This is a genomic window from Cupriavidus necator N-1, assembly GCF_000219215.1.
Taxonomy (GTDB): Bacteria; Pseudomonadota; Gammaproteobacteria; order Burkholderiales; family Burkholderiaceae; genus Cupriavidus; species Cupriavidus necator.
This window is the reverse complement of record NC_015726.1, coordinates 2,223,103-2,248,214: the sequence shown is the minus strand read 5'-3', so window position 1 is coordinate 2,248,214 and position 25,112 is coordinate 2,223,103. Positions and strand designations below refer to the sequence as shown.

Below are 25,112 nucleotides of genomic sequence, written 5' to 3'. Positions count from 1 at the left end.
CGGCGGCCGCCACGGGCTGGCGGGCCGGCCCGTGGGGCGGATGGCCGGCACCCCGGGCGGGTACGGTGTGGACGACAAGATGGACGACAGTGCGCAGGCGCCTGGCGTACGCGCGGCAAGCGCACGCTGCAATGCAAGAATCCCTGCCGAAGTCTGTCATAATCCGATAAATTATAGCTTTTGCCTCCCTGTCTGCCACGTTCGCGTTGCATTGCAGCGGACGGCGCCTCGGCGCGGGGCTTCCGCACGGGGCTTCGGCATTAATTCAGATTCGCCCAGATTCCCAGTCCGGTGCCGCCTGCGCGGCACGCTACGCTTGCCCGACATCGCCGTGAAACCCATCCAGAAATCCAACAAACTCAATAACGTTTGCTACGACATCCGCGGACCGGTGCTGGAAAAGGCCAAGCAGATGGAGGAAGAAGGGCACAAGATCATCAAGCTGAATATCGGCAACCTGGCCGTGTTCGGCTTTGATGCGCCGGAAGAGATTCAGCAGGACATGATGCGAAACCTGCCAAATTCGGCAGGTTATTCTGATTCCAAGGGTATTTTCGCCGCACGCAAGGCGATCATGCACTATACCCAGCAAAAAAATATCGAAGGCGTTGGCCTGGACGATATTTATGTGGGCAATGGTGCCTCCGAACTGATCGTGATGGCCGTCAACGCGCTGCTCAATGCCGGCGACGAAGTGCTGGTGCCGGCGCCGGACTACCCGCTATGGACCGCTGCGGTGAGCCTCTCGGGCGGCACGCCGGTGCACTATATCTGCGACGAGTCCAACGACTGGATGCCCGATCCGGCCGATATCCGCGCCCGCATCACGCCGCATACTAAGGCCATCGTCATCATCAACCCGAACAACCCCACCGGGGCGCTGTATTCGGACGAACTGCTGCTCGAGATCGTCGCCATCGCGCGCGAGCACGGCCTGATCATCTATGCCGACGAGATCTACGACAAGGTCCTGTACGACGGCCACACCCACACCTCGATCGCCTCGCTCTCGACCGACGTGCTGACCGTGACCTTCAACGGCCTGTCGAAGAACTACCGCTCGTGCGGCTACCGTGCCGGCTGGATGGTGGTGTCGGGCGACAAGCGCCCGGCCATCGACTATATCGAAGGCCTGAACATGCTGTCGTCGATGCGCCTGTGCGCCAACGTGCCGGGCCAGTGGGCGATCCAGACCGCCCTGGGCGGCTACCAGAGCATCAACGACCTGGTCAACGAAGGCGGGCGCCTGCGCCGCCAGCGCGACCTGGCCTACGAGCTGATCACCGCGATTCCGGGCGTGACCTGTGTCAAGCCCAAGGCGGCGCTGTACCTGTTCCCCAAGCTCGACCTGTCGATGTACCCGGTGCAGGACGACCAGGAGTTCATCTACGAACTGCTGCAGGAGTCCAAGGTGCTGCTGGTGCAGGGCTCGGGCTTCAACTGGGCCAAGCCCGACCATTTCCGCATCGTGTTCCTGCCGCACGAGGAAGACCTGCGCGAGGCCATCAGCCGCATCGCGCGCTTCCTCGAGGCGTACCGAAAACGCCACGGCAAGGCAGCGGCCTGATTTTCGCGGGCCGCGCCGCAATTCATCCTTAGCAACTCAGAAGATTGTCCATGAACCCCATCAAAGTTGGCCTGCTCGGCATCGGTACCGTCGGTAGCGGCACGTTCAACGTGCTCAAGCGCAATCAGGAAGAAATTCGTCGCCGCGCCGGCCGCGGCATCGAGATTGCCGTGGTGGCCGATCTCAACACCGAACGCGCGCGCGAACTGACCAACGGAGAAGTGGAGATCGTCAGCGACGCCAACGAGGTGGTCAGCCGCCCCGACATCGACATTGTCATCGAACTGATCGGCGGCTACGGCATCGCGCGCGAGCTGGTGCTCAAGGCGATCGAGAACGGCAAGCACGTGGTCACCGCCAACAAGGCGCTGCTGGCCGTGCACGGCAACGAGATCTTCGAAGCCGCGCGCAAGAAGGGCGTGATCGTCGCCTTCGAAGCCGCGGTGGCCGGCGGCATCCCCATCATCAAGGCGCTGCGCGAAGGCCTGACCGCCAACCGCATCCAGTGGATCGCCGGCATCATCAACGGCACCACCAACTTCATCCTGTCCGAGATGCGCGACAAGGGCCTCGATTTCGACGTGGTCCTGAAGGAAGCGCAGCAGCTGGGCTATGCCGAAGCCGACCCGACCTTCGACATCGAAGGCGTCGACGCCGCGCACAAGGTCACGCTGATGAGCGCGATCGCCTTCGGCATGCCGGTGCAGTTCGACAAGGCCCACGTGGAAGGCATCACCAAGCTCTCGGCCGTCGACATCAAGTACGCCGAGGAACTGGGCTACCGCATCAAGCTGCTGGGCATCACCCGCCGCCGCGACGACGGTGTCGAGCTGCGCGTGCATCCGACGCTGGTGCCGGCCTCGCGCCTGATCGCCAATGTGGAAGGCGCGATGAACGCCGTGCTGGTGCAGGGCGACGCCGTGGGCGCGACGCTCTACTACGGCAAGGGCGCCGGCGCCGAGCCGACCGCCTCGGCCGTGATCGCCGACCTGGTCGACGTGACCCGCCTGCATACCGCCGACCCCAACCACCGCGTGCCGCACCTGGCGTTCCAGCCGGATGAGCTGTCGAGTGTGCCGGTGCTGCCGATCGAAGAGATCAACAGCTCGTACTACCTGCGCATGCGCGTGGCCGACGAGACCGGCGTGCTGGCCGAGATCACCCGCATCCTGGCCGAAGGCGGTATCTCGATCGACGCCATGCTGCAGAAGGAATCGCGCGAAGGCGAGCCGCAGACCGACATCATCATCCTGACCCACATCACGCGCGAGAAGCACGTCAACGCGGCGATCGCCAAGATCGAGGCGCTGCAGACCGTGCTGTCCGACGTGACGCGCCTGCGCATGGAAGAACTGAACTAAGGGCCGGACCGGCAGATTCAGATGAAATACCAGTCGACCCGCGGCCATGAGCTGCCGCAAACCTTCTCCGAGATCCTGCTGGGCGGCCTGGCGCCGGACGGCGGGCTGTACCTGCCCACCGAGTACCCGCAAGTCACGGCCGATGAGCTCGAATCCTGGCGCAAGCTGTCGTATGCCGACCTGGCCTACGAGATCCTGCGCAAGTTCAGCGACGATATTCCCGCCGAGGACCTGCGCGCGCTGACGCGCAAGACCTATACCGCCGAGGTGTACTGCAACGCACGCGAGGGCGACAACACCGCCGACATCACACCCCTGCGCACGCTGGGCGAGGAAGGCGGCACCAAGCTGCAACTGCTGGGCCTGTCCAACGGCCCGACGCTGGCCTTCAAGGACATGGCGATGCAGCTGCTCGGCAACCTGTTCGAGTACGCGCTGGGCCGCGCCGGGCAGGAGCTGAACATCCTGGGCGCGACCTCGGGCGATACCGGCAGCGCCGCCGAGTACGCGATGCGCGGCAAGCGCGGTATCCGCGTGTTCATGCTGAGCCCGCACCGCAAGATGAGCGCGTTCCAGACCGCGCAGATGTTCAGCCTGCAGGATGCCAACATCTTCAACTTGGCGGTCGAAGGCGTGTTCGACGACTGCCAGGACATCGTCAAGGCGGTCTCCAACGACCTCGACTACAAGGCGCGCCAGAAGATCGGCACGGTCAACTCGATCAACTGGGCGCGCGTGGTGGCCCAGGTGGTGTACTACTTCAAGGGCTGGCTGCTGGCTACCAGCGGCCCGGGCCAGAAGGTCTCGTTCTGCGTGCCGTCCGGCAACTTCGGCAACGTCTGCGCCGGCCATATCGCGCGCATGATGGGCCTGCCGATCGACAAGCTGGTGGTCGCCACCAACGAGAACGACGTGCTCGACGAGTTCTTCCGCACCGGCGCCTACCGCGTGCGCAAGTCGGCCGAGACGTACCACACGTCGAGCCCGAGCATGGATATCTCCAAGGCCTCGAACTTCGAGCGCTTCGTGTTCGACCTGCTGGGCCAGGACGCCGGCAAGCTGGCGGCGCTGTTCCGTGACGTGGAAGAGAAGGGCGGCTTCGACCTGTCGGGCACGCCGGAATTCGACCGTATCCGCCAGTTTGGCTTTGTCTCGGGCCGCAGCACGCACCAGGACCGGCTGGCCACCATCCGCGACCTGTCGTCGCGCTACGGCATCACCATCGATACCCACACCGCCGATGGCGTCAAGGTGGCGCGCGAGCATCTCAGCGCCGGTGTGCCGATGGTGGTGCTGGAAACCGCGCTGCCCGCCAAGTTCGCCGACACCATCCGCGAAGCGCTCGGCCACGAGCCGGAGCGCCCGGCCAGGTTCGAGGGCATCGAGAGGCTGCCGCAGCGCTTTGAAGTGATGCCCGCCGACGCCGCGCAGGTCAAGGCCTACATCGCCGGCCACACCGGCCTGTAACCGCGCGGGTGCGTGTAGCCCGCTGCGGCGCTGCCGCATGCCGGGCCCGCGCCAACTCGCTACAATCAGGCTGCGGGCCCGATCTTCGGCCCCCGGATTGCCTGCCCCAATCAAGTGGGTGCCGGCAATGCGCGGGCCGTTTTTCGTGGGCCAACTCTTTCCCACATCGCACCATGACCCAAGCCGCAGCACCTTCCCGCCCCCCGATGCTGACCATGGCCCAGGCGCTCGACGCGCTGCTCGGCGCTGCCCGTCCGCTGGCGCAGGTTGAATCCATCGATACGCTCGACGCCAACGGCCGCGTGCTGGCCGCGCCCGTGACCAGCACGCTGCGCGTGCCGCCGGCCGACAACACCTCGATGGACGGCTACGCCATGCGCGCGGCCGATGTGCCCGCTGCCGGCACGCGGCTGCGCGTATCGCAACGGATTCCCGCCGGCCATGTCGGCACCGCGCTGGAACCCGGCACCGCCGCGCGCATCTTCACCGGTGGGCTGATTCCGCGGGGCGCCGACGCCGTGGTGATGCAGGAGCAATGTACCGTCGAGGGCGAGGACGTGATGGTCAACCACGTGCCGCAACCCGGCGAATGGGTGCGGCGCGCGGGCGAGGATATCGAAGCCGGCAGCGTGATCCTGCCGGCCGGCACGCGGCTGACGCCGCAGGCGCTGGGGTTGGCCGCATCGGTCGGCCAGGCGAAGCTGGACGTGGTGCGGCGCGTGCGCGTGGCGGTGTTCTTTACCGGTGACGAACTGGCGATGCCAGGCGAGCCGCTCAAGCCGGGCGCCATCTACAACTCCAACCGCTTCACACTGCGCGGCCTGCTGGAAAACCTGGGCTGCGAGGTCAGCGACTTCGGCATCGTGCCCGACACGCTGGCCGCCACGCGCGAGACGCTGCGCCGCGCGGCGCAGGGACACGACCTGATCATCACCTCGGGCGGCGTTTCGGTCGGCGAGGAAGACCATATCAAGCCCGCGGTCGAGGCTGAAGGGCGGCTCGACATGTGGCAGATCGCGATCAAGCCGGGCAAGCCGCTGGCGTTCGGGCAGGTCAACAACGATGCCGAGCCGGCGTTCTTCCTGGGTTTGCCTGGCAACCCGGTGTCCAGCTTCGTGACCTTCCTGCTGTTCGTGCGCCCGTTCATCCTGCGCCTGCAGGGCGTGGCCGGCGTGACGCCGCGGCGCCTGCCGCTGCGCGCGGATTTCGAACTGAACAAGGGCGACCGCCGCAATGAGTTCCTGCGCGCGCGCATCAATGCCGAGGGCGGCCTGGACCTGTTCCCCAACCAGAGCTCGGGCGTGCTGACCTCCACCGTCTGGGGCGACGGCCTGATCGACAATCCGCCCAACCAGGCGATCGCGCGCGGCGATACCGTGCAGTTCATTCCGTTTGACGGCCTGCTCGCGTAGCCGGCCAGCATGACCAGGACAGAAGCAGTGATGATCATTGAACTCCGATTCTTTGCCAGCGTGCGCGAGCAGCTGGGCGTGACCGAAGAGCGCGCCGAGGTGCCGGCCGACGTGCGCACCGTGGGCGAGCTGCGCCAGTGGCTGCGCCAGCGCGGCGGCGCCTGGGCCGAGACCCTGGCTGAAGGGCGCGCGCTGCGCATGGCTGTCGACCATGCGGTGGCGCGCCCCGATACGGCGATTGCCGACGGCTGCGAAGTCGCCTTTTTCCCACCAGTGACCGGAGGCTGAGATGAGCGTCAGGGTGCAGCGTGAGGATTTCGATCTTGGCGCGGAAGTCGCGGCGCTGCGAGCCGGCAATCCGGCGGTCGGCGCGGTGGCCAGCTTTATCGGCACCGTGCGCGATGTCAGCGACGGCAGCGCGGTCAGCGCGATGGAGCTGGAGCACTATCCGGGTATGACCGAGAAGGCGCTGGCGCAGATCGAGGCGGCTGCGTGCGCGCGCTGGGCGCTGCTGGGCGTGATCATCATCCACCGCGTGGGCCCGATGCAGCCGCTGGACCAGATCGTGATGGTCGCGGTGGCGTCGGCGCATCGCGGCAATGCCTTCGCCGCGTGCGAGTTCATCATGGACTACCTCAAGTCCGAAGCGCCGTTCTGGAAGAAGGAAGACACCCCGGAAGGCGCGCGCTGGGTCGATGCCCGCGTGACTGACGAAGCCGCCCTCCAGCGCTGGGGGATCGCATCGTTCAATGCCAGCGGCGACGATGCTGGCGCACCACCGGAGAAGCAGGGCGGGAGCCAGCCCTGATGGGGCCGCTCGGCTTTGTCGCCGTGGGCGTGGGCGCCGCGGCCGGTGCGTGGCTGCGCTGGGGCTTCGCGGTGCTGTGGAACGCGATCAATCCCGCGCTACCCTATGGCACGCTGGCGGCCAACCTGCTGGGCGGCTACCTGATCGGCCTGGCGGTCGGATTCTTCGATACGCACGCGGGCCTGCCGCCGGAATGGCGCCTGCTGGCTATCACCGGCTTCCTTGGCGGGCTGACCACGTTCTCGACCTTTTCCAGCGAGGTGCTGGCGAACCTGATTGCCGGCGACTACGGCTGGGCGGCGCTGCACCTGCTGCTGCACCTGGGCGGCTCACTGCTGCTGACCGCGTTCGGCCTCTGGACTTACCGCTTGCTGGCCTGACGCGGCCCTGGCGATCAGGTCCAGCAGCGCGGCATTGAACGCCTGCGGCCGCTCCATGTGGGGGCTATGACCGGCGCCGGCCACCACGCTGAATCCCGCCTCGGGCCGCAGTGCGAGCGTGGCGGCGCCCACCGCGGGCGCATAGAGCCGGCTGGCTTCCCCGTACAAATGGAACAGCGGCCGCCCGGTGCCGCGCAGTGTCTCCCGGAAATCCTGGCGCGCCATGTCTTCCCATAGCGCGGCAAGCGCCGCCACATCGCACTGGTCCGCCATGTGCGCGATGCGCTGCATTGCGGTGCCTTCCGGGCGCCTTCCCGCCGACCACATTCCCAGTGCAACCGACGGCGCCAGCCGGGGCCAGTCGGCCCGGATGCGGGCCGCCATCTGCGCGGCGTGCGCAATCTCATAGTGGCCGTGCAGGCCATGCGGCCAGGCCGGATCGGTCACCAGCCTGGGTGTCATGTCGATGCTGCCGACCGCTGCCAGCGGAAGACCCGGATGGTCTCGCAGCAGCGCCCATGCCACCATCGCCCCCATCGACCAGCCAGCCACCACCACGTCTGTCAGCCCGAGGTGCGCAACCAGTCCGGCGACGTCGCGCGCCAGCGCCGTGATCGTGGTGCCGTCGCGTTCGCGCGACAGGCCGTGGCCGGCATGGTCGGGTGCGATCACGCGGAATCCCGCCAGTGCGAGCGCCCGCTGGCCGTCGAAGGCCTCGCCGGTGACCGACCAGCCGTGCAGCAGCAGCAGCGGCCGTCCCTGGCCGGTTTCGCGCCAGCCTGGCAAGGCGCCACGCGCCGGGTGGCTGGCGAAGGGCGGCGGAGTGGGGCCGGCAGGTGCCGAATCGGGAGCGTCCAACGATGGTTCTCTCCTGGCAGGAGGGTAAAGGGCAGCGGCCTGGATGCCACCGGGTGAGGGTGCCTCTCTATTGACATCCATGGTGGGCAATTTATACGATGAAACATGAATCAGCTATCAGGTTTTGCCTGATTGGCGATTCCCGGCGCAGGCAGGCGCGGAGGAGGCGCCTGCCTGCGCCGGCATGGCAGGAAGCGGCTGGCATTCCAATGACAAGGCGCGCAGCGCCACCGGAGACAAGATGTCCCAGACCGACACGGGCGCACCGCCCGAAACCGGCGCAATCCGCGAACCCGGCCACGCCGGCGGCATCTGCCCGCCCAAGACCGCGCGCGGGCAGAAGACGCGCGAGGCGCTGCTGCGCGCGGCCGAGAAGGTGTTCGGTGAGAAAGGCTATTACGCTGCGTCGATCTCCGAGATCACGCAGGAAGCCAAGGTCGCGATGGGCACCTTCTACCTGTATTTCAAGGACAAGGAAGACATCTTCCGCGCACTGGTCGCGCACATGCTGGAACTGGTGCGCACCCACCTGCGCAAGCACGTTGCCGCCGCGGCCACCCAGATGGAAGCCGAGCGCCTGGGCCTGAAGGCATTTCTCTCATTCGTGTCGCGCCACAAGAACCTGTACCGGATCGTGCTGGATTCGTACTCGGTGGACGAGACCATCTACAGCAGCTATTTCCAGGTGTTTGCCGAGCTTTACAGCCGGCGCCTGACGCGCGCCGAAGAGCAGGGCGAGATCGTGCCCGGCGACGCCGAGGTGCGCGCCTGGTGCCTGATTGGCATCAGCAACTTCCTGGGCATGCGCTATGCGCGCTGGAAGCGCCCGCCTTCGATGGAGAAGGTGGTCGACACCGCCTTCGACCTGATCTCGCACGGCCTGCAGCCGCGATGAACGCCCACGCAGAACCCCTGGTGCAGTGGGAGCGCGCCGATGGCGTGGCACTGCTGCGCCTGAACCGGCCGCAGCGGCACAACAGCCTGGTGCCCGAGTTGCTGGAAGCGCTGCTGGCCGCGCTGGACGAGATTGAAGTCGACCCCGCGATCCATGCCGTGGTGCTGACGCATGCCGGAAAAAATTTCTCCACCGGCGGCGACGTCGCGGCATTCGCTGCGCAGGGCGACGCGATAGCCAGCTACGCCGACCGGCTGCTGGCACTGCTGAACCGCTCGATCCTGCGACTGGCAGCGCTGCGCTGCCCGGTGGTGGCGGCGGTGGAGGGCTGGCTGACGGGCGGCTCGCTGGGCCTGGTGCTGGCGTGCGACATGGCGGTGCTGGCGCGGGATGCGCGCATCGCGCCGTACTACACGGTGGTTGGCTTCAGCCCGGACGGCGGCTGGACCGCGATGCTGCCGCAGCTGGTCGGCACGCCGCAGGCGCGCGCCTGGCAGCTGAACAATACGATCGTCGCCGCGCCGGAGGCAGAGGCACTTGGCCTGGCCACCGCGCTGGCCGCGCCGGGTTCGGCCGAGGCCGATGCCGTGACGCTGGCGCGCGGCGTCATGCGCAAGGTGCCGGGCAGCGTGGCCCGCACGCGCGCGCTGTTGCGCTGGGACGCCGACACCCTGGCGGCCGGCCTTGAGCGAGAGCGCGCGGCCTTTGTCGCCCAGATCGCCAGTGCCGAGACCGCCGACGGCATGCGGTGCTTCCTGGCAGGACGCACGCGCGAATAGTCCGTACAGCATTCCAAAGCAGTTGCAGCAGGTTTCATCCAGACAAACACAAACGAGACCGAACACAGGAGACAGCAATGCAACGCAACCCACTCGCCGTACGTGCCCTGGTCATGGCCGCCGGCCTGCTTGCCGCCGGCACCGCGCTGGCCAAGGACATCCGCATCGCGCACGTCTATGACAAGACCGGCGCGCTCGAGGCCTACGCCAAGCAGACCCAGACCGGCCTGATGATGGGCCTGGAGTACGCCACCAACGGCACCATGACCGTCAACGGCAACAAGCTGGTGGTGATCGAGAAAGACACCCAGGGCAAGCCGGACGTGGCCAAGGCCCAGCTGGCCGCTGCCTACAGCGACGACCGCGCCGATATCGCGGTCGGCCCCACCTCTTCCGGCACCGCGCTGGCGATGCTGCCGGTGGCAGAGGAATACAAGAAGGTGCTGCTGGTCGAGCCCGCGGTGGCTGACTCGATCACCGGCGACAAGTGGAACCGCTATATCTTCCGCACCGGCCGCAATTCGTCGCAGGACGCAATTTCCAACGCCGTGGCGCTGGACAAGCCGGGCGTGCAGATCGCCACGCTGGCGCAGGACTACGCTTTTGGCCGCGACGGCGTCAAGGCCTTCAAGGGCGCGCTGAAGAACGCCAAGATCGTGCATGAGGAATACCTGCCGACCAGCACCACGGACTTCACCGCCGGCGCGCAGCGGCTGTTTGATTCGCTCAAGGACAAGCCGGGCCGCAAGGTGATCTTCATCATCTGGGCCGGTGCCGGCAACCCGTTCAAGATCGCCGATCTCGATCCCAAGCGCTACGGCATCGAGATTGCCACCGGCGGCAACATCCTGCCGGCGATGGCCAGCTACAAGAACTTCCCGGGCATGGAAGGGGCCACGTACTACTACTTCGGCATCCCCAAGAACAAGGCCAATGAGTGGCTGGTGTCCAACCACTACAGCAAGTTCAAGGCGCCGCCCGATTTCTTCACGGCCGGCGGCATGACCGCGGGCATCGCGCTGGTCGAGGCGCTGAAGAAGACCAGCGGCGAGACCGGCACCGAGAAGCTGATCACGGCGATGGAGGGCATGTCGTTCGACACGCCCAAGGGCAAGATGACCTTCCGCAAGGAAGACCACCAGGCCATGCAGTCAATGTACCACTTCAAGATCAAGGTGGATCCGGCCTTCGCCTGGGGCGTGCCTGAACTCGTGCGCGAGATCAAGCCCGAAGAGATGGCCGTGCCCGTGCGCAACCACCGCTGATGAACGCGCCAGCCTCTTTCGCCCGGTCCGCGCCGGCGCCGTCGCAGCCGGCCGCCGGGCACGCCGGCGCGACTGCCGCCGGGGCGGCAGCCGCTGCTGGAAACGCGCGGCCTGACCATCCGCTTTGGCGGCCACGTGGCCGTCAATGCGGTGTCGTGCGCGTTCCGGCCCGGCGAGCTGACCTGCATCGTCGGCCCCAACGGCGCCGGCAAGACCACGTATTTCAACCTGGTCTCGGGCCAGTTGCCGCCCACGGCGGGGCAGATCCTGCTGGATGGCGAGGACGTGACGCGCCTGCCGGTGTCGCAGAAGACGCGCCGCGGCATTGGCCGCGCCTTCCAGCTGACCAGCCTGTTTCCGCAGCTGTCGGTGCTGGAGAACGTGCGGCTGGCGGTGCAGGCGCGCCAGCAGCGCGGCATCGATCTGTTCTCGATGTGGACCAGCCACCGCGACGTGCAGGCCCAGGCCATGGCGATCCTGGAGCGCGTGGCGCTGGCCGGCAAGCGCCAGTTGACAGTGGCCTCGTTGCCGCACGGCGACCAGCGCAAGCTGGAGGTCGGCATCCTGCTGGCGCTGCAGCCGCGCGTGTTCATGTTTGATGAGCCCACCGCGGGCATGAGCGTGGATGAAGTGCCGGTGATCCTTGACCTGATCCGCGAGATCCGCCAGGACCGCAGCAAGACCGTGCTGCTGGTCGAACACAAGATGGACGTGGTGCGCTCGCTGGCCGACCGCATCATCGTGCTGCACAACGGCACCCTGGTGGCCGACGGCGACCCGGCCGAGGTGATCGCCTCGCCGGTGGTGCAGCAGGCTTACCTGGGCATGCCGGAAGAGGAGGGCAGCCATGGCTGACGCACAAGCAACCGGGCCGATCCTGCGGCTGCAGGGCGTGCAGACCCATATCGGCCCGTACCACATCCTGCACGGCGTGAGCTTCGAGGTGCCGCGCGGCGGCGTGACCATGCTGCTGGGGCGCAACGGCGCCGGCAAGACCACCACGCTGCGCACCATCATGGGCCTGTGGCAGGCCAGCGCGGGCACGGTGACCTTTGACGGCACCGACATCACGCGCCACAGCACGCCCGCGATCGCGCAGGCCGGCATTGCCTACGTGCCGGAGAACATGAGCGTGTTCTCTGACCTGACCGTGGCCGAGAACATGCGCCTGGCAGCGCGCACCGGCGCCATCGATGAGCGCCGGCTGGACTGGGTGTTCCGCATGTTCCCGGCGCTGAAGACCTTCTGGCAGCAGCGTGCCGGCGTGCTGTCGGGCGGGCAGAAGCAGATGCTGTCGGTGGCGCGCGCCATCATCGAGCCGCGCCAGCTGCTGATCGTCGACGAGCCCACCAAGGGCCTGGCGCCGGCCATCATCCAGAACATGATCCATGTGTTCCGCGAGCTCAAGCAGACCGAGGTGTCGATCCTGCTGGTGGAGCAGAACTTCCATATGGCGAAGTCGGTGGGGGATACGGTGGCGGTGATGGACGATGGCCGCACGGTACACACGGGCACGATGGCGGCGCTGGCTGGAGACGACTTGCTGCAGCAGAAGCTGCTGGGGCTGTCGCTGGCGGCGCACCAGTAACGCGGGACAACACACATGACCACTTCAACGACATTGCCGGCCGCCGCACCGACGGACCTGCCCAAGGTCCGGCTCGACTGGACCCCGCTGGCGCTGGCGCCGCTGCTGATGCTGCTGGCCTATCCGCTGGTCGGCAGCCCGTCGACCTGGCTGACGCTGACCATTGCCGGCCTGGCGATGGGCATGATCATCTTCGTCGTCTCGTCCGGCCTGACGCTGGTGTTCGGCCTGATGGATGTGCTCAACTTCGGCCACGGCGCCTTCATCGCGCTGGGCGCTTATGTGGCCGCCTCGGTCCTGCTGCCACTGGCAGGCTGGGTCGAGGCCGACAGCCTGGCGTTGAACCTGTCGGTGTTTGCACTGGCGATCGTAGCCGCGATGGTCGCAGCCGGCGCGGTCGGGCTGTTCTTCGAGCGCGTGGTGGTGCGCCCGGTCTACGGCCAGCACCTGAAGCAGATCCTGATCACGATGGGCGGCATGATCGTGGCCGAGCAGCTGATCAAGGCGATCTGGGGTCCTGAGACCATTGCGCTGCAGGTGCCCACCACCTTCCGCGGCGCGGTGCTGCTGGGCGATGCCGCCATCGAGAAATACCGGCTGATCGCGATGGCACTGGGGCTGGTGATCTTTATCGCGATGCTATTGCTGCTCAACCGCACCCGCATCGGCCTGCTGATCCGCGCCGGCGTGGAGAACCGCGAGATGGTCGAGGCGCTTGGCTACCGCGTGCGGCGCCTGTTTATCAGCGTGTTCGTCGCGGGCGCGGCGCTCGCGGGGCTGGGCGGGGTGCTGTGGGGGCTGTACCAGCAGAACATCACCGCGGCGATCGGCGCGCAGGTGAATGTGCTGATCTTTATCGTCATCATCATCGGCGGGCTGGGATCGACTACCGGCTGCTTTGTCGGCGCGTTGCTGGTGGGGCTGATGGCCAACTACACCGGTTTCCTGTTCCCCAAGGTGGCTCTGTTCTCCAACATCCTGCTGATGATGCTAGTGCTGCTGTGGCGCCCGCAGGGGCTGTTTCCGGTGGCGCGGCGCTGAGGGCAACGATCATGATCCGACTTCTCTCCGGCGACCTGCCGCGCAGCCGCGTGCTGACCGTGATCCTGCTGCTGATCCTGGTGGCCCTGGCGTGCGCCCCATTCGCCTTCCCCGGCGCGCGTGCGCTCAACATGGCGGCCAAGATCTGCATCTTCGTGGTGCTGGTGGCCAGCTATGACCTGCTGCTGGGCTATACCGGCATCGTTTCCTTCGCCCACACCATGTTCTTCGGCATTGGAGGCTATGGCGTGGCCATCGCCATGTCGCGCATGGAACCAGGGTGGGGGGCGCTGCTGGTGGGCACTGTCGGCGCGCTGGCGGTGTCGGCGCTGCTGGCTTTCCTGATCGGGCTGTTCTCGCTGCGGGTGCGGGCCATCTTCTTTGCCATGATCACGCTGGCGGTGGCGACCGCCTTCGCCACGCTGGTGTCGCAACTGTCGGAATGGACCGGTGGCGAAGACGGGCTGACCTTCAAGGTGCCGGAGGTGCTGCGTCCCGGCTTTACGCTGGGCGAGGCCGAATGGCTGGGCGTGCCGCTGAGCGGCAAGCTGCTCAGCTACTACCTGGTGTTCGCCGGCGCGGTGGTGCTGTTTCTGGTGCTGCTGCGCATCGTCAACTCGCCCTTTGGCCGGGTGCTGCAGGCGATCCGAGAGAACGATTTCCGTGCCGAGGCGATCGGCTACCGCACCGTGGTGTACCGTACCGTGTCGACGGTGCTGTCGGCGATGTTCGCCACGCTGGCCGGCGTGCTGATGGCGATCTGGCTGCGCTATAACGGGCCCGATACCTCGCTGTCGTTCGAGATCATGGTCGACATCCTGCTGATCGTGGTGATCGGCGGCATGGGCACGCTCTATGGCGCGGTGATCGGCACGGTGCTGTTCCTGGTGGCGCAGACCTACCTGCAGGACGTGATGAAACTGGCCAGCGACACCACCGCCGCGCTGCCGCTGCTGTCGTCTCTGCTGCATCCGGACCGGTGGCTGCTGTGGCTGGGTTTGCTGTTTATCCTGAGCGTCTATTATTTCCCGCAGGGCGTGGTGGGGCGGCTGCGCGGCACCGGGCCCGTGCAGGATGTGGCAAGCTGAGCGGAGGCTAGCGCATGTACGTCATCGACTGGCTGCACAAGAACGCGCAGCATTTCCCCGACAAGGTCGCGCTGGTAGACGTGGAGAGCGGCCGCCAGGTGACCTATCGCCACTTCAACGAACGCGCCAGCCGCTTCGCGGAATACCTGCGTGACCACCTGCAACTGGCGCCGGGCACGCGCGTGGCGGTGCTGGCGCACAACAGCTCGGACTATTTCGAGATGCTGTATGGCTGCGCCAAGGCCGGCATGGTGATGGTGTGCCTGAACTGGCGCCTGCCGGCTGCAGAGTTGCTGCCGATCCTGCAGGACTGCACGCCCGAGGTGCTGGTGGCCGGCGACGGCTTCCTGGCCGTGGCCGCCGAGCTGGCGCGCGCGATCCCGTTGCGCGCGGTGCTGCACCTCGCCGACGACGAGGCCGCCGACGTTCCCGGTGGCTGGACCGAGTACGAGGCGGTGCTCGACGCCGCCTCCGGCCGCATCATCGAGATGCCGTGCCGCGATGAGTCCGAGGTCTGGCACCTGCTCTATACCTCCGGCACCACCGGCAAGCCAAAGGGCGTGATCCAGACCTATGGCATGGTCTACTTCAACGCCGTCAACGCGATGCTGGCCAACAAGATCACGCGCGACGACGTGTTCCTCAACGTGCTGCCGTTCTTCCACACCGGCGGACTGAACCTGTATGCCAACCCGGTGCTGCACGCGGGCGGCACGGTGCACATCATGCGGCAGTTCGAGCCGCAGGTGGTGCTGGGCAAGCTCGACCGCGCCAGCGGAGAGGGCATCACCATGTTCTTCGCGGTGCCGGCGGTGTACCTGTTCCTGAGCCAGCACCCGCGCTTCGCGCAGGCGGACTTCGCCGGCGTGCGCAATATGTCGGCGGGGGGCTCGCCGGTGCCCAGGCCGCTGCTGGAGGCCTACCTGGCCAAGGGCGTGACCATCTGCTTCGGCTTCGGCATGACCGAGACCGGCCCCACGGTCTTTGTCTGCGACGAAGATACCGCGCGCCGCAAGATCGGCACCATCGGCAAGCCGGTGGGGTCGATGCTGACGCGCATCGTCGATGCGGTTGGGGCGGACGTAGGCCCGGGCGAGCGTGGCGAACTGCTGATCAAGGGCCCCGGCGTGACGCCAGGCTACTGGAACCTGCCCGAGGCCACCGCGGCCGCGATCCGCGACGGCTGGCTCCATTCCGGCGATATCGCCTACCGCGACGAGGACGGCGACTACTACATCGTCGACCGGGCCAAGGACATGTTTATCTCCGGCGGCGAGAACGTCTATCCGGCCGAAGTCGAGAGCGTGCTGTTCCAGCTGCCGGGCGTGGCCGAGGCCGCCGTGATCGGCGCGCCGGATGCGCGCTGGGGCGAGGTCGGCATGGCGCTGGTGGTGCTGCGCCCGGGCGCAGCCCTGGAGGCCGATGCCGTGATCGCCCACTGCAAGGCGCAGCTGGCCGGCTACAAGGTGCCGCGCCATGTACGCTTTCTCGATGCGCTGCCGCGCACGCCGTCCGGCAAGGTGGAAAAGCACAAGCTGCGCGCAAAGTTTTCTGGCTGAGGTGCATGGCCGCGCCAGCCGTTGCCGTGTTTTTGATTTCCGCAGTTCGCAGTCTCCGCAGTCCTCGATCTGAAGACAACTCGACAGCCCCGGCCATCCGGGTGCGCCAGGAGGAGGTTGACATGCATTCCACGCAGATCCCGCCGCAGCAGAAACAGAATCGCCGCCTCAGGCTCAAGGTGCTGGCGGCCGCCGCATCGATGCTGGCCGCCGCCTGCGGTTCGGGCGATGACAACAACAACGGCAACGGCAGCAACCCCAATACCAAGCCGGCGAATATCGGCACGGTCACCATCAACAGCTACAACGGCACCACCGACGACCTGCTGACCGCGGGCCTGGGCAAGGACGGCCTGGCCAGCGCGGCCGCGCCGCTGCCGGCCAACCCCACCGCGCCGACCGCGGCGGAGTTGCGGCGCTATGCGATCCATACCAACTATCGTGCCATTGTCGACACCACCGCCAGCGGCGGCTACGGCTCGCTCTACGGCCCCAATGTCGACGCGCAGGGCAATGTCACCGGCTCCGAAGGCAAGGTGGCCGGCGTGGAGTACCTGGCCTTTTCGGACGATGGCTCGGGCCAGCAGAACGTGACCATGCTGGTGCAGATCCCCGCGTCGTTCAACACGTCGAAGCCGTGCATGATCACCGCCACCTCATCCGGTTCGCGTGGCGTCTATGGCGCCATCGCCACTGGCGAGTGGGGCCTGAAGCGCGGCTGCGCGGTGGCCTATACCGACAAGGGTACCGGCGCCGCGCCGCATGACCTGGATACCGACACCGTGCCGCTGATCGACGGCACCCGCGCCACGCGCGCGGCGGCCGGCAAGAACGCGCAGTTTGCCGCGCCGGCGGGGGCCACCTCGCTGGCGGAATTTACCGCTGCCAACCCGCACCGGCTGGCGTTCAAGCATGCGCATTCGCAGCGCAACCCGGAGAAGGACTGGGGCAAGTTCACGCTGCAGGCGGTGGAATTTGCGATCTGGGCGATCAATGACCGCTTTGGCGCCGTGTCGGCCAACGGCACCCGCCAGCGCACCCTGGGCAAGGACAGGATCGTGGTGATCGCCTCCAGCGTGTCCAACGGCGGCGGTGCCGCGGTAGCGGCGGCCGAGCAGGATGCCGGCGGGCTGATCGACGGCGTGGCGGTGGGCGAGCCCAACCTGAACATGCCGCCAAATACCGGCATCGTGGTGCAACGCGGCGCAACGCCGGTAGCGGCTTCGGGCCGCACGCTGTACGACTACACCACCACGGCCAACCTGCTGCAGCACTGCGCCGCGCGGGCCACCGCGCTGACCCAGGCGCCGTTCTACACCAACCCCGCCACGGCGACGTTCTTTGCCAACCGCTGCCAGACGCTGGCGGAAAAGGGCCTGGTGAGCGGCACGAACACGGACGAACAGAGCGCCAGCGCGCTGCAGGCGCTGCGTGCCGCTGGCTGGGAAGCGGAATCGGACGATCTGCACCCGTCGCTGGCCGTGTTTGACGTCGCCGCCGCGATCTCGGTCAACTATGCCAACGCGTATGCGCAGGCCAGCGTCACCGACCGGCTGTGCGGCTACAGCTTTGCCAGCACGCTGACCGACCTGAAGCCCGCGGCAATCGCGCCCGCGGCGCTGGCGTCGATGTTCGCCACCGGCAACGGCGTGCCGCCGCAGCCGCCGGTCCAGTTGATCAATGACCTCGATCCGCAGCATGGCCCGTACCTGAACCTGGCGTCGGTTTCACCGTTGACGCTGCGGGCAGACCTGAATTACGACGGCGCCAACTGCCTGCGCAGCCTGCTGGCCGGCTCCGACGCCGCGGCACGCGCATTGCAAGCCGGCCAGGCGCTGACGCTGCGCAACGGCAACCTGCGCGGCAAGCCGGCGGTGATCGTGCACGGGCGCAGCGACGGGCTGCTGCCGGTCAACCATACCTCGCGCCCGTACCTCGGGCTGAACCGGCAACAGGAGGGGGTGACCAGCAAGCTGTCATACGTGGAGGTCGAGAACGCCCAGCACTTCGATGCCTTCATCGGCCTGGTGCCGGGCTACAGCAACCGCTATGTGCCGCTGCACGTCTACCTGAACCGGGCCCTGGATGCGGTCTACGACAACCTCACCGCGGGCAAGGCGCTGCCGCCGTCGCAGGTGGTGCGCACCACGCCGCGCGGGGGCACCCTCAATACGCCGGCGCCGACGCTGCTGCCGTCCAACGTGCCGCCGTTCGCCGCATCGCCTGCGGCCGGCAACGCGATTACCGTCAACGCTAATACCGTACAGGTGCCTGACTGATGAACGATGCCCTGCCGCGCGTGCTGTCGCAGCGCGACTTTGACCGCTTCGCCGCCTTGTCGCACGACGACAACCCGATCCACTGCGATCCGTCCTTTGCCCGTGGCACGCATTTCGGCGCCACCGTGGCGCACGGCATGTTCCTGTTTTCGCTGCTGTGCGCCCACACCTGGCGGCAGGTGCCCGGGCCGGCGTTGCCGGTCGGGCAGACGCTGATGTTCCCGACGCCGGCCTTCGTTGGCGATACGGTGCAGATCGCGCTGGCGCCGCAGCACGCGCCAGCCGGACTGGCGCGCTACGGCACCACCGTTGGCAGCGCGGGTGGGCCGGGCGAGGCGCCGCGCGTTACGGCCGTGGGCGAATCGCTCTGGCTGCCGGATGCCGGGCCGGACGCACTGGCCTGGCTGCCCGGCGAGACGGCACAGGCGCCAGAGGCGGGCGACGCCATCCTTTACGGCCTGCGCCCTGGTCAGGAAGCCCGTGCGACGCGCGCCTTCGCCCAGGCAGACCTGGACGAATACATCACCCTGACCGGCGACGCCAACCCGTATCACGCCGATCCGGCCTTTGCCCGCGCGCGCGGGTTTGGCGGGCCGGTGGTGCCGCTGCCGCTGCTGGCCGGCATGTTCTCGGACCTGCTCGGCACGCAACTGCCCGGACGGGGCACGGGGTGGATGAAGCAGTCGCTGCGCCTCGCTTCAGCCGCGCGGCTGGATGAGCCGCTGACGGCATGCGTGCGCATCGTGCGGCTGCGCGCCGGCAAGGACTTGGTCAACCTGGCCAGCGTGGTCACGGGCGCGGACGGGCGCGTGGTGGTGCAGGGCGAATCACTCGTGCTGGTGCGCAACCTGGCGGACAAGGGCGCCTGCCGCGCCGCCTAGCCGCATGTCGCTTGCGGCACTTGCGAGCGTGGGAGCCGGGGTTGCCGACATAGCGGCGGATCGGGGTCATTGCGTACCGGCGCGGCCTTGAAATGTCGCGACAAAGCCTTATCTTTCGGAAAGACATCCAGTGTCCGGCAGGGCATACGGGCGCTCCGGCAACGAAGACCGGCGCCGAGGCCCCCGCATCAGGACACGACCTTATCCGAGAGAGGGAATCCTTATGCGTCTTGACAAGCTGACCACCCGGTTCCAGGAAGCGCTGGCTGATGCGCAAAGCCTGGCACTGGGCAACGACAACCAATACATCGAACCGCAGCACCTGCTGCGCGCGCTGCTGGCGCAGGACGACGGCGCCGCCAAGGCGCTGCTGGCGCGCGCCGGCGTCAACGTGCAGGGCCTGCAGAGCGCGCTGGACGCCGCCATCAAGCGCCTGCCGCAAGTGCAGGGCACCAGCGAGGTCCAGATCGGCCGCGACCTGGTGAACCTGCTCAACGCCGCTGAGAAGGAAGCCATCAAGCGCGGCGACCAGTTCATCGCCAGCGAGCTGTTCCTGCTGGCCGTCGCCGACGACAAGGGCGACGCCGGCCGCATCGCGCGTGAAAACGGCCTGAACCGCAAGTCGCTCGAGTCGGCCATCCAGGCCGTGCGCGGCGGCGATTCGGTCAACAGCGCAGAGGCCGAGGGCCAGCGCGAGGCACTGAAGAAGTACACCATCGACCTGACCGAGCGCGCCCGCATCGGCAAGCTCGACCCCGTGATCGGCCGTGACGACGAGATCCGCCGCGCGATCCAGATCCTGCAGCGCCGCACCAAGAACAACCCGGTGCTGATCGGCGAGCCGGGCGTGGGCAAGACCGCGATCGTCGAAGGCCTGGCGCAGCGTATCGTCAACGGCGAAGTGCCCGAGAGCCTGAAGAACAAGCGCGTGCTGGTGCTGGACATGGCCGGCCTGCTGGCCGGCGCCAAGTACCGCGGTGAGTTCGAGGAACGTCTGAAGGCGGTGCTGAACGACGTCGCCAAGGACGAGGGCCAGACCATCGTCTTCATCGACGAGATCCACACCATGGTCGGCGCCGGCAAGGCCGAGGGCGCGATCGACGCGGGCAACATGCTCAAGCCCGCGCTCGCGCGCGGCGAGCTGCATTGCATCGGCGCCACCACGCTGGACGAGTACCGCAAGTACATCGAGAAGGACGCCGCGCTGGAGCGCCGCTTCCAGAAGGTGCTAGTGGATGAGCCGAGCGTTGAGGCCACCATTGCCATCCTGCGCGGGCTGCAGGAAAAGTATGAGCTGCACCACGGCGTGGAGATCACCGACCCGGCCATCGTCGCCGCGGCGGAGCTGTCGCATCGCTATATCACTGACCGCTTCCTGCCCGACAAGGCGATCGACCTGATCGACGAGGCGGCCGCGCGCATCAAGATGGAAATCGATTCCAAGCCGGAGTCGATGGACAAGCTCGAGCGCCGCACCATCCAGCTGAAGATCGAGCGCGAGGCGGTCAAGAAAGAGACCGATGAGGCGTCGATGAAGCGCCTGGAGCTGATCGAGCAGGAAATCGCGCGCCTGGAGAAGGAGTACGCCGACCTGGACGAGATCTGGAAGGCCGAGAAGGGCGCCGCGCAGGGCACGGCCGCGCTCAAGGAAGAGATCGAGAAGGTCAAGCTGGAGATCGCCAAGCTGCAGCGCGAAGGCAAGCTGGACAAGGTGGCCGAGCTGCAATACGGCAAGCTGCCGGGCCTGGAAGGCAAGCTCAAGGCCGCGACCGACGCCGAGGCCAGCGAGCAGAAGCAGCCCAACAAGCTGCTGCGCACCCAGGTGGGCGCCGAGGAAATCGCCGAAGTGGTGAGCCGCGCCACCGGCATCCCGGTATCGAAGATGATGCAGGGCGAGCGCGAGAAGCTGCTGAAGATGGAAGACCGCCTGCATGCGCGCGTGGTGGGCCAGGACGAAGCCGTGCGGCTGGTGTCCGACGCCATCCGCCGTTCGCGTGCCGGCCTGGCGGACGAGAACCGGCCCTATGGCTCGTTCCTGTTCCTGGGCCCGACCGGTGTCGGCAAGACCGAGTTGTGCAAGGCCCTGGCCGAGTTCATGTTCGATTCGGAAGAGCACCTGATCCGCATCGACATGAGCGAGTTCATGGAGAAGCACAGCGTCAGCCGCCTGATCGGCGCGCCGCCGGGATACGTGGGCTACGAGGAAGGCGGCTACCTGACCGAGGCCGTGCGCCGCAAGCCGTACAGCGTGGTGCTGCTCGATGAAGTCGAAAAGGCCCACCCGGACGTCTTCAACGTGCTGCTGCAGGTGCTGGACGACGGCCGCCTGACCGATGGCCAGGGCCGCACGGTGGACTTCAAGAACACGGTGATCGTGATGACGTCCAACCTCGGGTCGCAGATCATCCAGTCGATGACCGGCGAGCCGCAGGAAGCGATCAAGGGCGCGGTCTGGCAGGAAGTGCGCACGCATTTCCGGCCGGAGTTCCTGAACCGGATCGATGAAGTCGTGGTGTTCCACGCGCTGGACCAGAAGCATATCGAGTCGATCGCACGCATCCAGCTGCATCGCCTGCAGGCCCGCCTGGCCCGCATGGATATGACGCTGGAGGTGAGCGAGACGGCGCTGGAGAAGATCGCCAGCGCGGGCTACGACCCGGTGTTTGGCGCGCGCCCGCTCAAGCGTGCGATCCAGCAGCAGATCGAGAACCCGGTGGCACGGGCCATCCTGGAGGGAAAGTTCGCCGCCAAGGATGTGGTGCCGGTGGATTATGTCGATGGCGAGTTCACGTTCGGGCGGAAGCTGGACTAAGGCTACCCATGGCTCGATAGACTGCCGGAGCACACAAGCAGTCGATCATAGTCAGGCCCCTGCGATACCACGCAGGGGTTTTTTTTGTCTTGCCATCACGCATTGCGTGTAAGGCGGTCCCGCCCCGTGCAATTTTTTCACGCCACGATGCCACGGGTCGTCGCCAGACGCGCCGTTCCGCGCGCTATCCGCCGAGTGGCACACTTCTCGCGTTGCACAAGGGTTGAGTTTCCCTACAAGGCGCTGCGCTGACGCAGCCGCATCCCCAAGGAGCCCTTCAATGACCGACAAGCCTTTCCTCTCAGACGTCAAGACATTGCGCGAGCGCGCCCGCAAGCACATCGATGATGGCGCCGTGACCGCGGGCTATGCCGCGGATCGCGATACCGTGCTGAAGCTGCTCAACGCTGCGCTGGCCACCGAAATCGTCTGCGTGCTGCGCTATCGCCGACACTACTACATGGCCAAGGGTCCGAACTCGAAAAGCGTGGCGGATGAATTCCTGGCCCATTCCAACGAGGAACAAGGTCATGCTGACCAGATTGCCGAGCGCATCGTCCAGCTGGGCGGCGAGCCCGACTTTGCCCCGGACGGCCTCACCAGCCGATCGCACGCGGAATATGTGGCGGGCACCTCGCTGACCGAAATGATCAAGGAAGACCTGGTTGCCGAGCGTATCGCCATTGACAGCTACCGGGAAATCATCCGGTTCCTGGGCGAGCGCGACCCGACCTCGCGCCGGATGATGGAGGGCATCCTCGCCGTCGAAGAGGAGCATGCCGACGAGATGGCCGACCTGCTGAGCCGGCAGTCCGGCGGCTGACCGGATCGCCACGCACTTGATATTGGTCAAGCCGCGCCAGCGGCCTGCCCGATAAGATTCGTCCTGTCATGGAGATGCGGGGGCGCTCTTCATGACTTGTCTACCCGTTTCCAGAATGGAAACTTCGCCCGCACCGGCTTGCCGGTGCGGGCGTTTTCTTTTGTGCGTGCCGATTGCGCCACCTGCGTGCGCCACCTGCGCCCGCCGCGCCTGCGCCCGCAGGCATGCCCATATTTCCGTCCGATCTTATGCAAAAAACAGCGAAGGATCGGCGAAACCATTCGTTCCGTTCAGATAGGCCCCTCGGTAGTCTTGCTCCTGACACAAGTCCGCCACCCAAGGCGGACAAGGCAAGAGGCGCCTCGCGCCCATTCACGACACTGACGGGAGCAATACAAGATGATCCGCAAACTGGCCATCAGCCTGGCCGTACTTGGCGCCCTGAGCGCGGCGCAGACCGCAGCGGCCGCCAACCTGCTGAACGTTTCCTACGATCCGACGCGCGAGCTGTATGTCGACGTCAATGCCGCCTTTGCCAAGGCCTGGAAGGCGCAAGGCGGCGACGCCGTGACCGTGCGCCAGTCGCACGGCGGCTCGGGCAAGCAGGCGCGCTCGGTGATCGACGGGCTGGACGCCGACGTGGTCACGCTGGCGCTGGGCTATGACATCGACGCCATCGCGGACAAGGGCCTGATCAAGCCGGACTGGCAGAAGCGCCTGCCGCACAACGCCTCGCCGTACACCTCGACCATCGTGTTCCTGGTGCGCAAGGGCAACCCCAAGGGCATCAAGGACTGGGGCGACCTGGTCAAGCCGGGCGTGCAGGTGATCACGCCCAACCCCAAGACCAGCGGCGGCGCGCGTTGGAACTACCTGGCGGCGTGGGGCTATGCGCAGCGCCAGCCGGGCGGCAATGACGTCAAGGCGCGCGAGTTTGTCGGCGAGTTGCTCAAGCATGTGCCGGTGCTGGATTCCGGCGCGCGCGGCGCCACCACCACCTTTGTCGAGCGCGGCCTGGGCGATGTGCTGATCGCGTGGGAGAACGAAGCCATCCTGGCCATCAAGGAACTGGGCCCGGACAAGTTCGATATCGTCGCGCCGTCGGTGTCGATCCTGGCCGAGCCGCCGGTGGCCGTGGTCGACAAGGTGGTCGACAAGAAGGGCACGCGCAAGGCGGCCGAGGCCTACCTGCAGTTCCTGTACACCGAAGAAGGCCAGGAGATCGCGGCGAAGAACTACTACCGCCCGATCTCGGAGAAGGTGGCGGCCAAGTACGCGGCCAACTTCCCGAAGGTGAAGCTGTTCACCATCGATGAAGCCTTCGGCGGATGGCAGAAAGCCCAGAAGACCCACTTTGCCGATGGCGGCACGTTCGACCAGATCTACCAGCCCGGCAAGAAATAAACCACGAGGCCGGCGCGCCGGGCCGCGTGGGGCGGCCGCGGCGCCGACCGGTCCATCAGAATAAGGAAGCCCGATGTCCATCCTGACGCTCTCCGGCAGCCCGTCGGTCCAGTCCCGCTCCGGCTTAGTGCTGGCGCACCTGCGTGCCACGCTTGAGGCTGCCGGCGAACGCACCCGCCACCTCGACCTGCGCGACCTGCCCGCAGGCCCGCTGCTGGCGGCACGCGTGGACGACCCCGTCATCGCCGCCGCCACGCATGCCGTGTCCGAGGCGCAGGTGGTGGTACTGGCCACGCCGGTCTACAAGGCCGCCTACAGCGGCCTGCTCAAGGCCTTCCTGGACCTGCTGCCGCAGACCGGCCTGCGCGACAAGATCGTGCTGCCGATCGCCACCGGCGGCAGCCTGGCCCATGCGCTGGCGATCGACTACGCGCTGCGCCCAGTGCTGTCCGCGCTGGGCTCGCGCCAGATCCTGCCCGGCATCTTTGCCGTGGACCAGCAGATCGAATCCGTTGAAGCCGCCGGCGTGCGCCAGGCGCGCTTCGATGCCGCGCTGTCGGCACGCCTGGACGAGGGCGTGCTGCGCGTGCGCGATGCGCTGGCGCATTCGCGCATCGAGGTGCCGCTCGATGTGGTGCCCGGCGCCCTGGTCCAACGCGCCGCCGCGATCGCGGTGGCCGAGCGATGTTCCGCCTGAACTGACTGATTGACTGAAGTGGCGCCGGCCTGCCCGGCGCGACGGCAGCGACGCCATGCCACCCGCCACGCGGGGCCGGCAGGGATGCGTGCTGCCGCCACCATCCTGGACATCAATCCGGCCAGCAGGGCATTGCCCCGGGCCATGG

Annotated in this window: 22 protein-coding genes; 21 read left to right on the top strand and 1 reads right to left on the bottom strand. The window is 67.0% G+C overall.

Annotation, left to right across the window (positions count from 1 at the left end; translation table 11 throughout):
• The first annotated feature begins 331 nt into the window (after nt 1–331).
• From CNE_RS10575 to crcB, 7 genes are all read left to right on the top strand, one after another.
• The gene (locus CNE_RS10575) at nt 332–1,567 is read left to right on the top strand and encodes a pyridoxal phosphate-dependent aminotransferase (RefSeq protein ID WP_013957131.1); all 1,236 of its coding nucleotides are present in this window, start codon (nt 332–334) and stop codon (nt 1,565–1,567) included.
• Between the two features lie 50 nt (nt 1,568–1,617).
• Nucleotides 1,618–2,928 (top strand): homoserine dehydrogenase, encoded by a 1,311-nt coding sequence (locus CNE_RS10570; protein ID WP_013957130.1) that lies wholly within the window; start codon nt 1,618–1,620, stop codon nt 2,926–2,928.
• A gap of 21 nt (nt 2,929–2,949) precedes the next feature.
• Entirely contained in the window at nt 2,950–4,395 is a 1,446-nt protein-coding gene (gene thrC / locus CNE_RS10565) for a threonine synthase (protein WP_013957129.1), read from the top strand.
• 173 nt (nt 4,396–4,568) lie between these two features.
• Complete coding sequence (locus tag CNE_RS10560) at nt 4,569–5,807, top strand: molybdopterin molybdotransferase MoeA (protein ID WP_013957128.1); 1,239 nt, start codon at nt 4,569–4,571, stop codon at nt 5,805–5,807.
• Between the two features lie 30 nt (nt 5,808–5,837).
• Complete coding sequence (gene moaD / locus CNE_RS10555) at nt 5,838–6,095, top strand: molybdopterin converting factor subunit 1 (RefSeq protein WP_013957127.1); 258 nt, start codon at nt 5,838–5,840, stop codon at nt 6,093–6,095.
• Nucleotide 6,096: 1 nt separating this feature from the next.
• Nucleotides 6,097–6,615, top strand: a complete 519-nt coding sequence (locus tag CNE_RS10550) for a molybdenum cofactor biosynthesis protein MoaE (protein ID WP_013957126.1) — start codon at nt 6,097–6,099, stop codon at nt 6,613–6,615.
• On the top strand, nt 6,615–6,995 hold the full coding sequence (gene crcB, locus CNE_RS10545) for a fluoride efflux transporter CrcB (RefSeq protein ID WP_013957125.1): 381 nt from the start codon (nt 6,615–6,617) through the stop codon (nt 6,993–6,995). Before CNE_RS10550 ends, crcB begins: the two co-directional genes overlap by 1 nt.
• Here the strand turns inward: crcB and CNE_RS10540 are convergent.
• Nucleotides 6,945–7,853 carry an alpha/beta fold hydrolase gene (locus CNE_RS10540; protein ID WP_013957124.1) on the bottom strand — a complete coding sequence of 303 codons (909 nt, stop codon included), beginning with the start codon at nt 7,851–7,853 and terminating at the stop codon, nt 6,945–6,947. The two genes, crcB and CNE_RS10540, sit on opposite strands and share 51 nt — an antisense overlap.
• Nucleotides 7,854–8,094: 241 nt before the next feature.
• On the opposite strand from CNE_RS10540, the gene CNE_RS10535 reads away from it, so the two are divergent.
• The 14 genes from CNE_RS10535 to ssuE all read left to right on the top strand — a co-directional run bounded on the left by CNE_RS10535 (nt 8,095) and on the right by ssuE (nt 24,964).
• Nucleotides 8,095–8,748: a TetR/AcrR family transcriptional regulator gene (locus CNE_RS10535; RefSeq protein WP_013957123.1), complete on the top strand. Its 654-nt coding sequence runs from the start codon at nt 8,095–8,097 to the stop codon at nt 8,746–8,748.
• Nucleotides 8,745–9,527, top strand: a complete 783-nt coding sequence (locus CNE_RS10530; RefSeq protein ID WP_013957122.1) for an enoyl-CoA hydratase/isomerase family protein — start codon at nt 8,745–8,747, stop codon at nt 9,525–9,527. Before CNE_RS10535 ends, CNE_RS10530 begins: the two co-directional genes overlap by 4 nt.
• Nucleotides 9,528–9,604: 77 nt before the next feature.
• The gene (locus CNE_RS10525) at nt 9,605–10,792 is read left to right on the top strand and encodes a substrate-binding domain-containing protein (RefSeq protein WP_013957121.1); all 1,188 of its coding nucleotides are present in this window, start codon (nt 9,605–9,607) and stop codon (nt 10,790–10,792) included.
• A 93-nt stretch (nt 10,793–10,885) separates the two neighbouring features.
• Nucleotides 10,886–11,647: an ABC transporter ATP-binding protein gene (locus CNE_RS10520; RefSeq protein WP_041227982.1), complete on the top strand. Its 762-nt coding sequence runs from the start codon at nt 10,886–10,888 to the stop codon at nt 11,645–11,647.
• Complete coding sequence (locus CNE_RS10515; RefSeq protein ID WP_013957119.1) at nt 11,640–12,380, top strand: ABC transporter ATP-binding protein; 741 nt, start codon at nt 11,640–11,642, stop codon at nt 12,378–12,380. The genes CNE_RS10520 and CNE_RS10515 overlap by 8 nt, the downstream gene beginning before the upstream one ends.
• Before the next feature lie 15 nt (nt 12,381–12,395).
• Complete coding sequence (locus tag CNE_RS10510) at nt 12,396–13,421, top strand: branched-chain amino acid ABC transporter permease (RefSeq protein ID WP_013957118.1); 1,026 nt, start codon at nt 12,396–12,398, stop codon at nt 13,419–13,421.
• A gap of 11 nt (nt 13,422–13,432) precedes the next feature.
• Nucleotides 13,433–14,509, top strand: coding sequence for a branched-chain amino acid ABC transporter permease (locus CNE_RS10505; protein WP_013957117.1), 1,077 nt, complete (start codon nt 13,433–13,435; stop codon nt 14,507–14,509).
• Between the two features lie 14 nt (nt 14,510–14,523).
• Complete coding sequence (locus CNE_RS10500) at nt 14,524–16,068, top strand: acyl-CoA synthetase (protein ID WP_013957116.1); 1,545 nt, start codon at nt 14,524–14,526, stop codon at nt 16,066–16,068.
• Nucleotides 16,069–16,190: 122 nt separating this feature from the next.
• Nucleotides 16,191–18,347, top strand: coding sequence for a D-(-)-3-hydroxybutyrate oligomer hydrolase (gene phaZ2, locus CNE_RS10495; RefSeq protein ID WP_013957115.1), 2,157 nt, complete (start codon nt 16,191–16,193; stop codon nt 18,345–18,347).
• Entirely contained in the window at nt 18,347–19,228 is an 882-nt protein-coding gene (locus CNE_RS10490) for a MaoC/PaaZ C-terminal domain-containing protein (RefSeq protein ID WP_013957114.1), read from the top strand. Before phaZ2 ends, CNE_RS10490 begins: the two co-directional genes overlap by 1 nt.
• 223 nt (nt 19,229–19,451) lie before the next feature.
• Complete coding sequence (gene clpB / locus CNE_RS10485; RefSeq protein WP_013957113.1) at nt 19,452–22,040, top strand: ATP-dependent chaperone ClpB; 2,589 nt, start codon at nt 19,452–19,454, stop codon at nt 22,038–22,040.
• A 280-nt stretch (nt 22,041–22,320) separates the two neighbouring features.
• Nucleotides 22,321–22,863 (top strand): ferritin-like domain-containing protein, encoded by a 543-nt coding sequence (locus CNE_RS10480; protein WP_013957112.1) that lies wholly within the window; start codon nt 22,321–22,323, stop codon nt 22,861–22,863.
• 399 nt (nt 22,864–23,262) lie between these two features.
• On the top strand, nt 23,263–24,267 hold the full coding sequence (locus CNE_RS10475; RefSeq protein ID WP_013957111.1) for a sulfate ABC transporter substrate-binding protein: 1,005 nt from the start codon (nt 23,263–23,265) through the stop codon (nt 24,265–24,267).
• Nucleotides 24,268–24,340: 73 nt separating this feature from the next.
• Nucleotides 24,341–24,964 carry an NADPH-dependent FMN reductase gene (ssuE, locus tag CNE_RS10470; protein WP_013957110.1) on the top strand — a complete coding sequence of 208 codons (624 nt, stop codon included), beginning with the start codon at nt 24,341–24,343 and terminating at the stop codon, nt 24,962–24,964.
• The last annotated feature ends 148 nt before the right edge of the window (nt 24,965–25,112 follow it).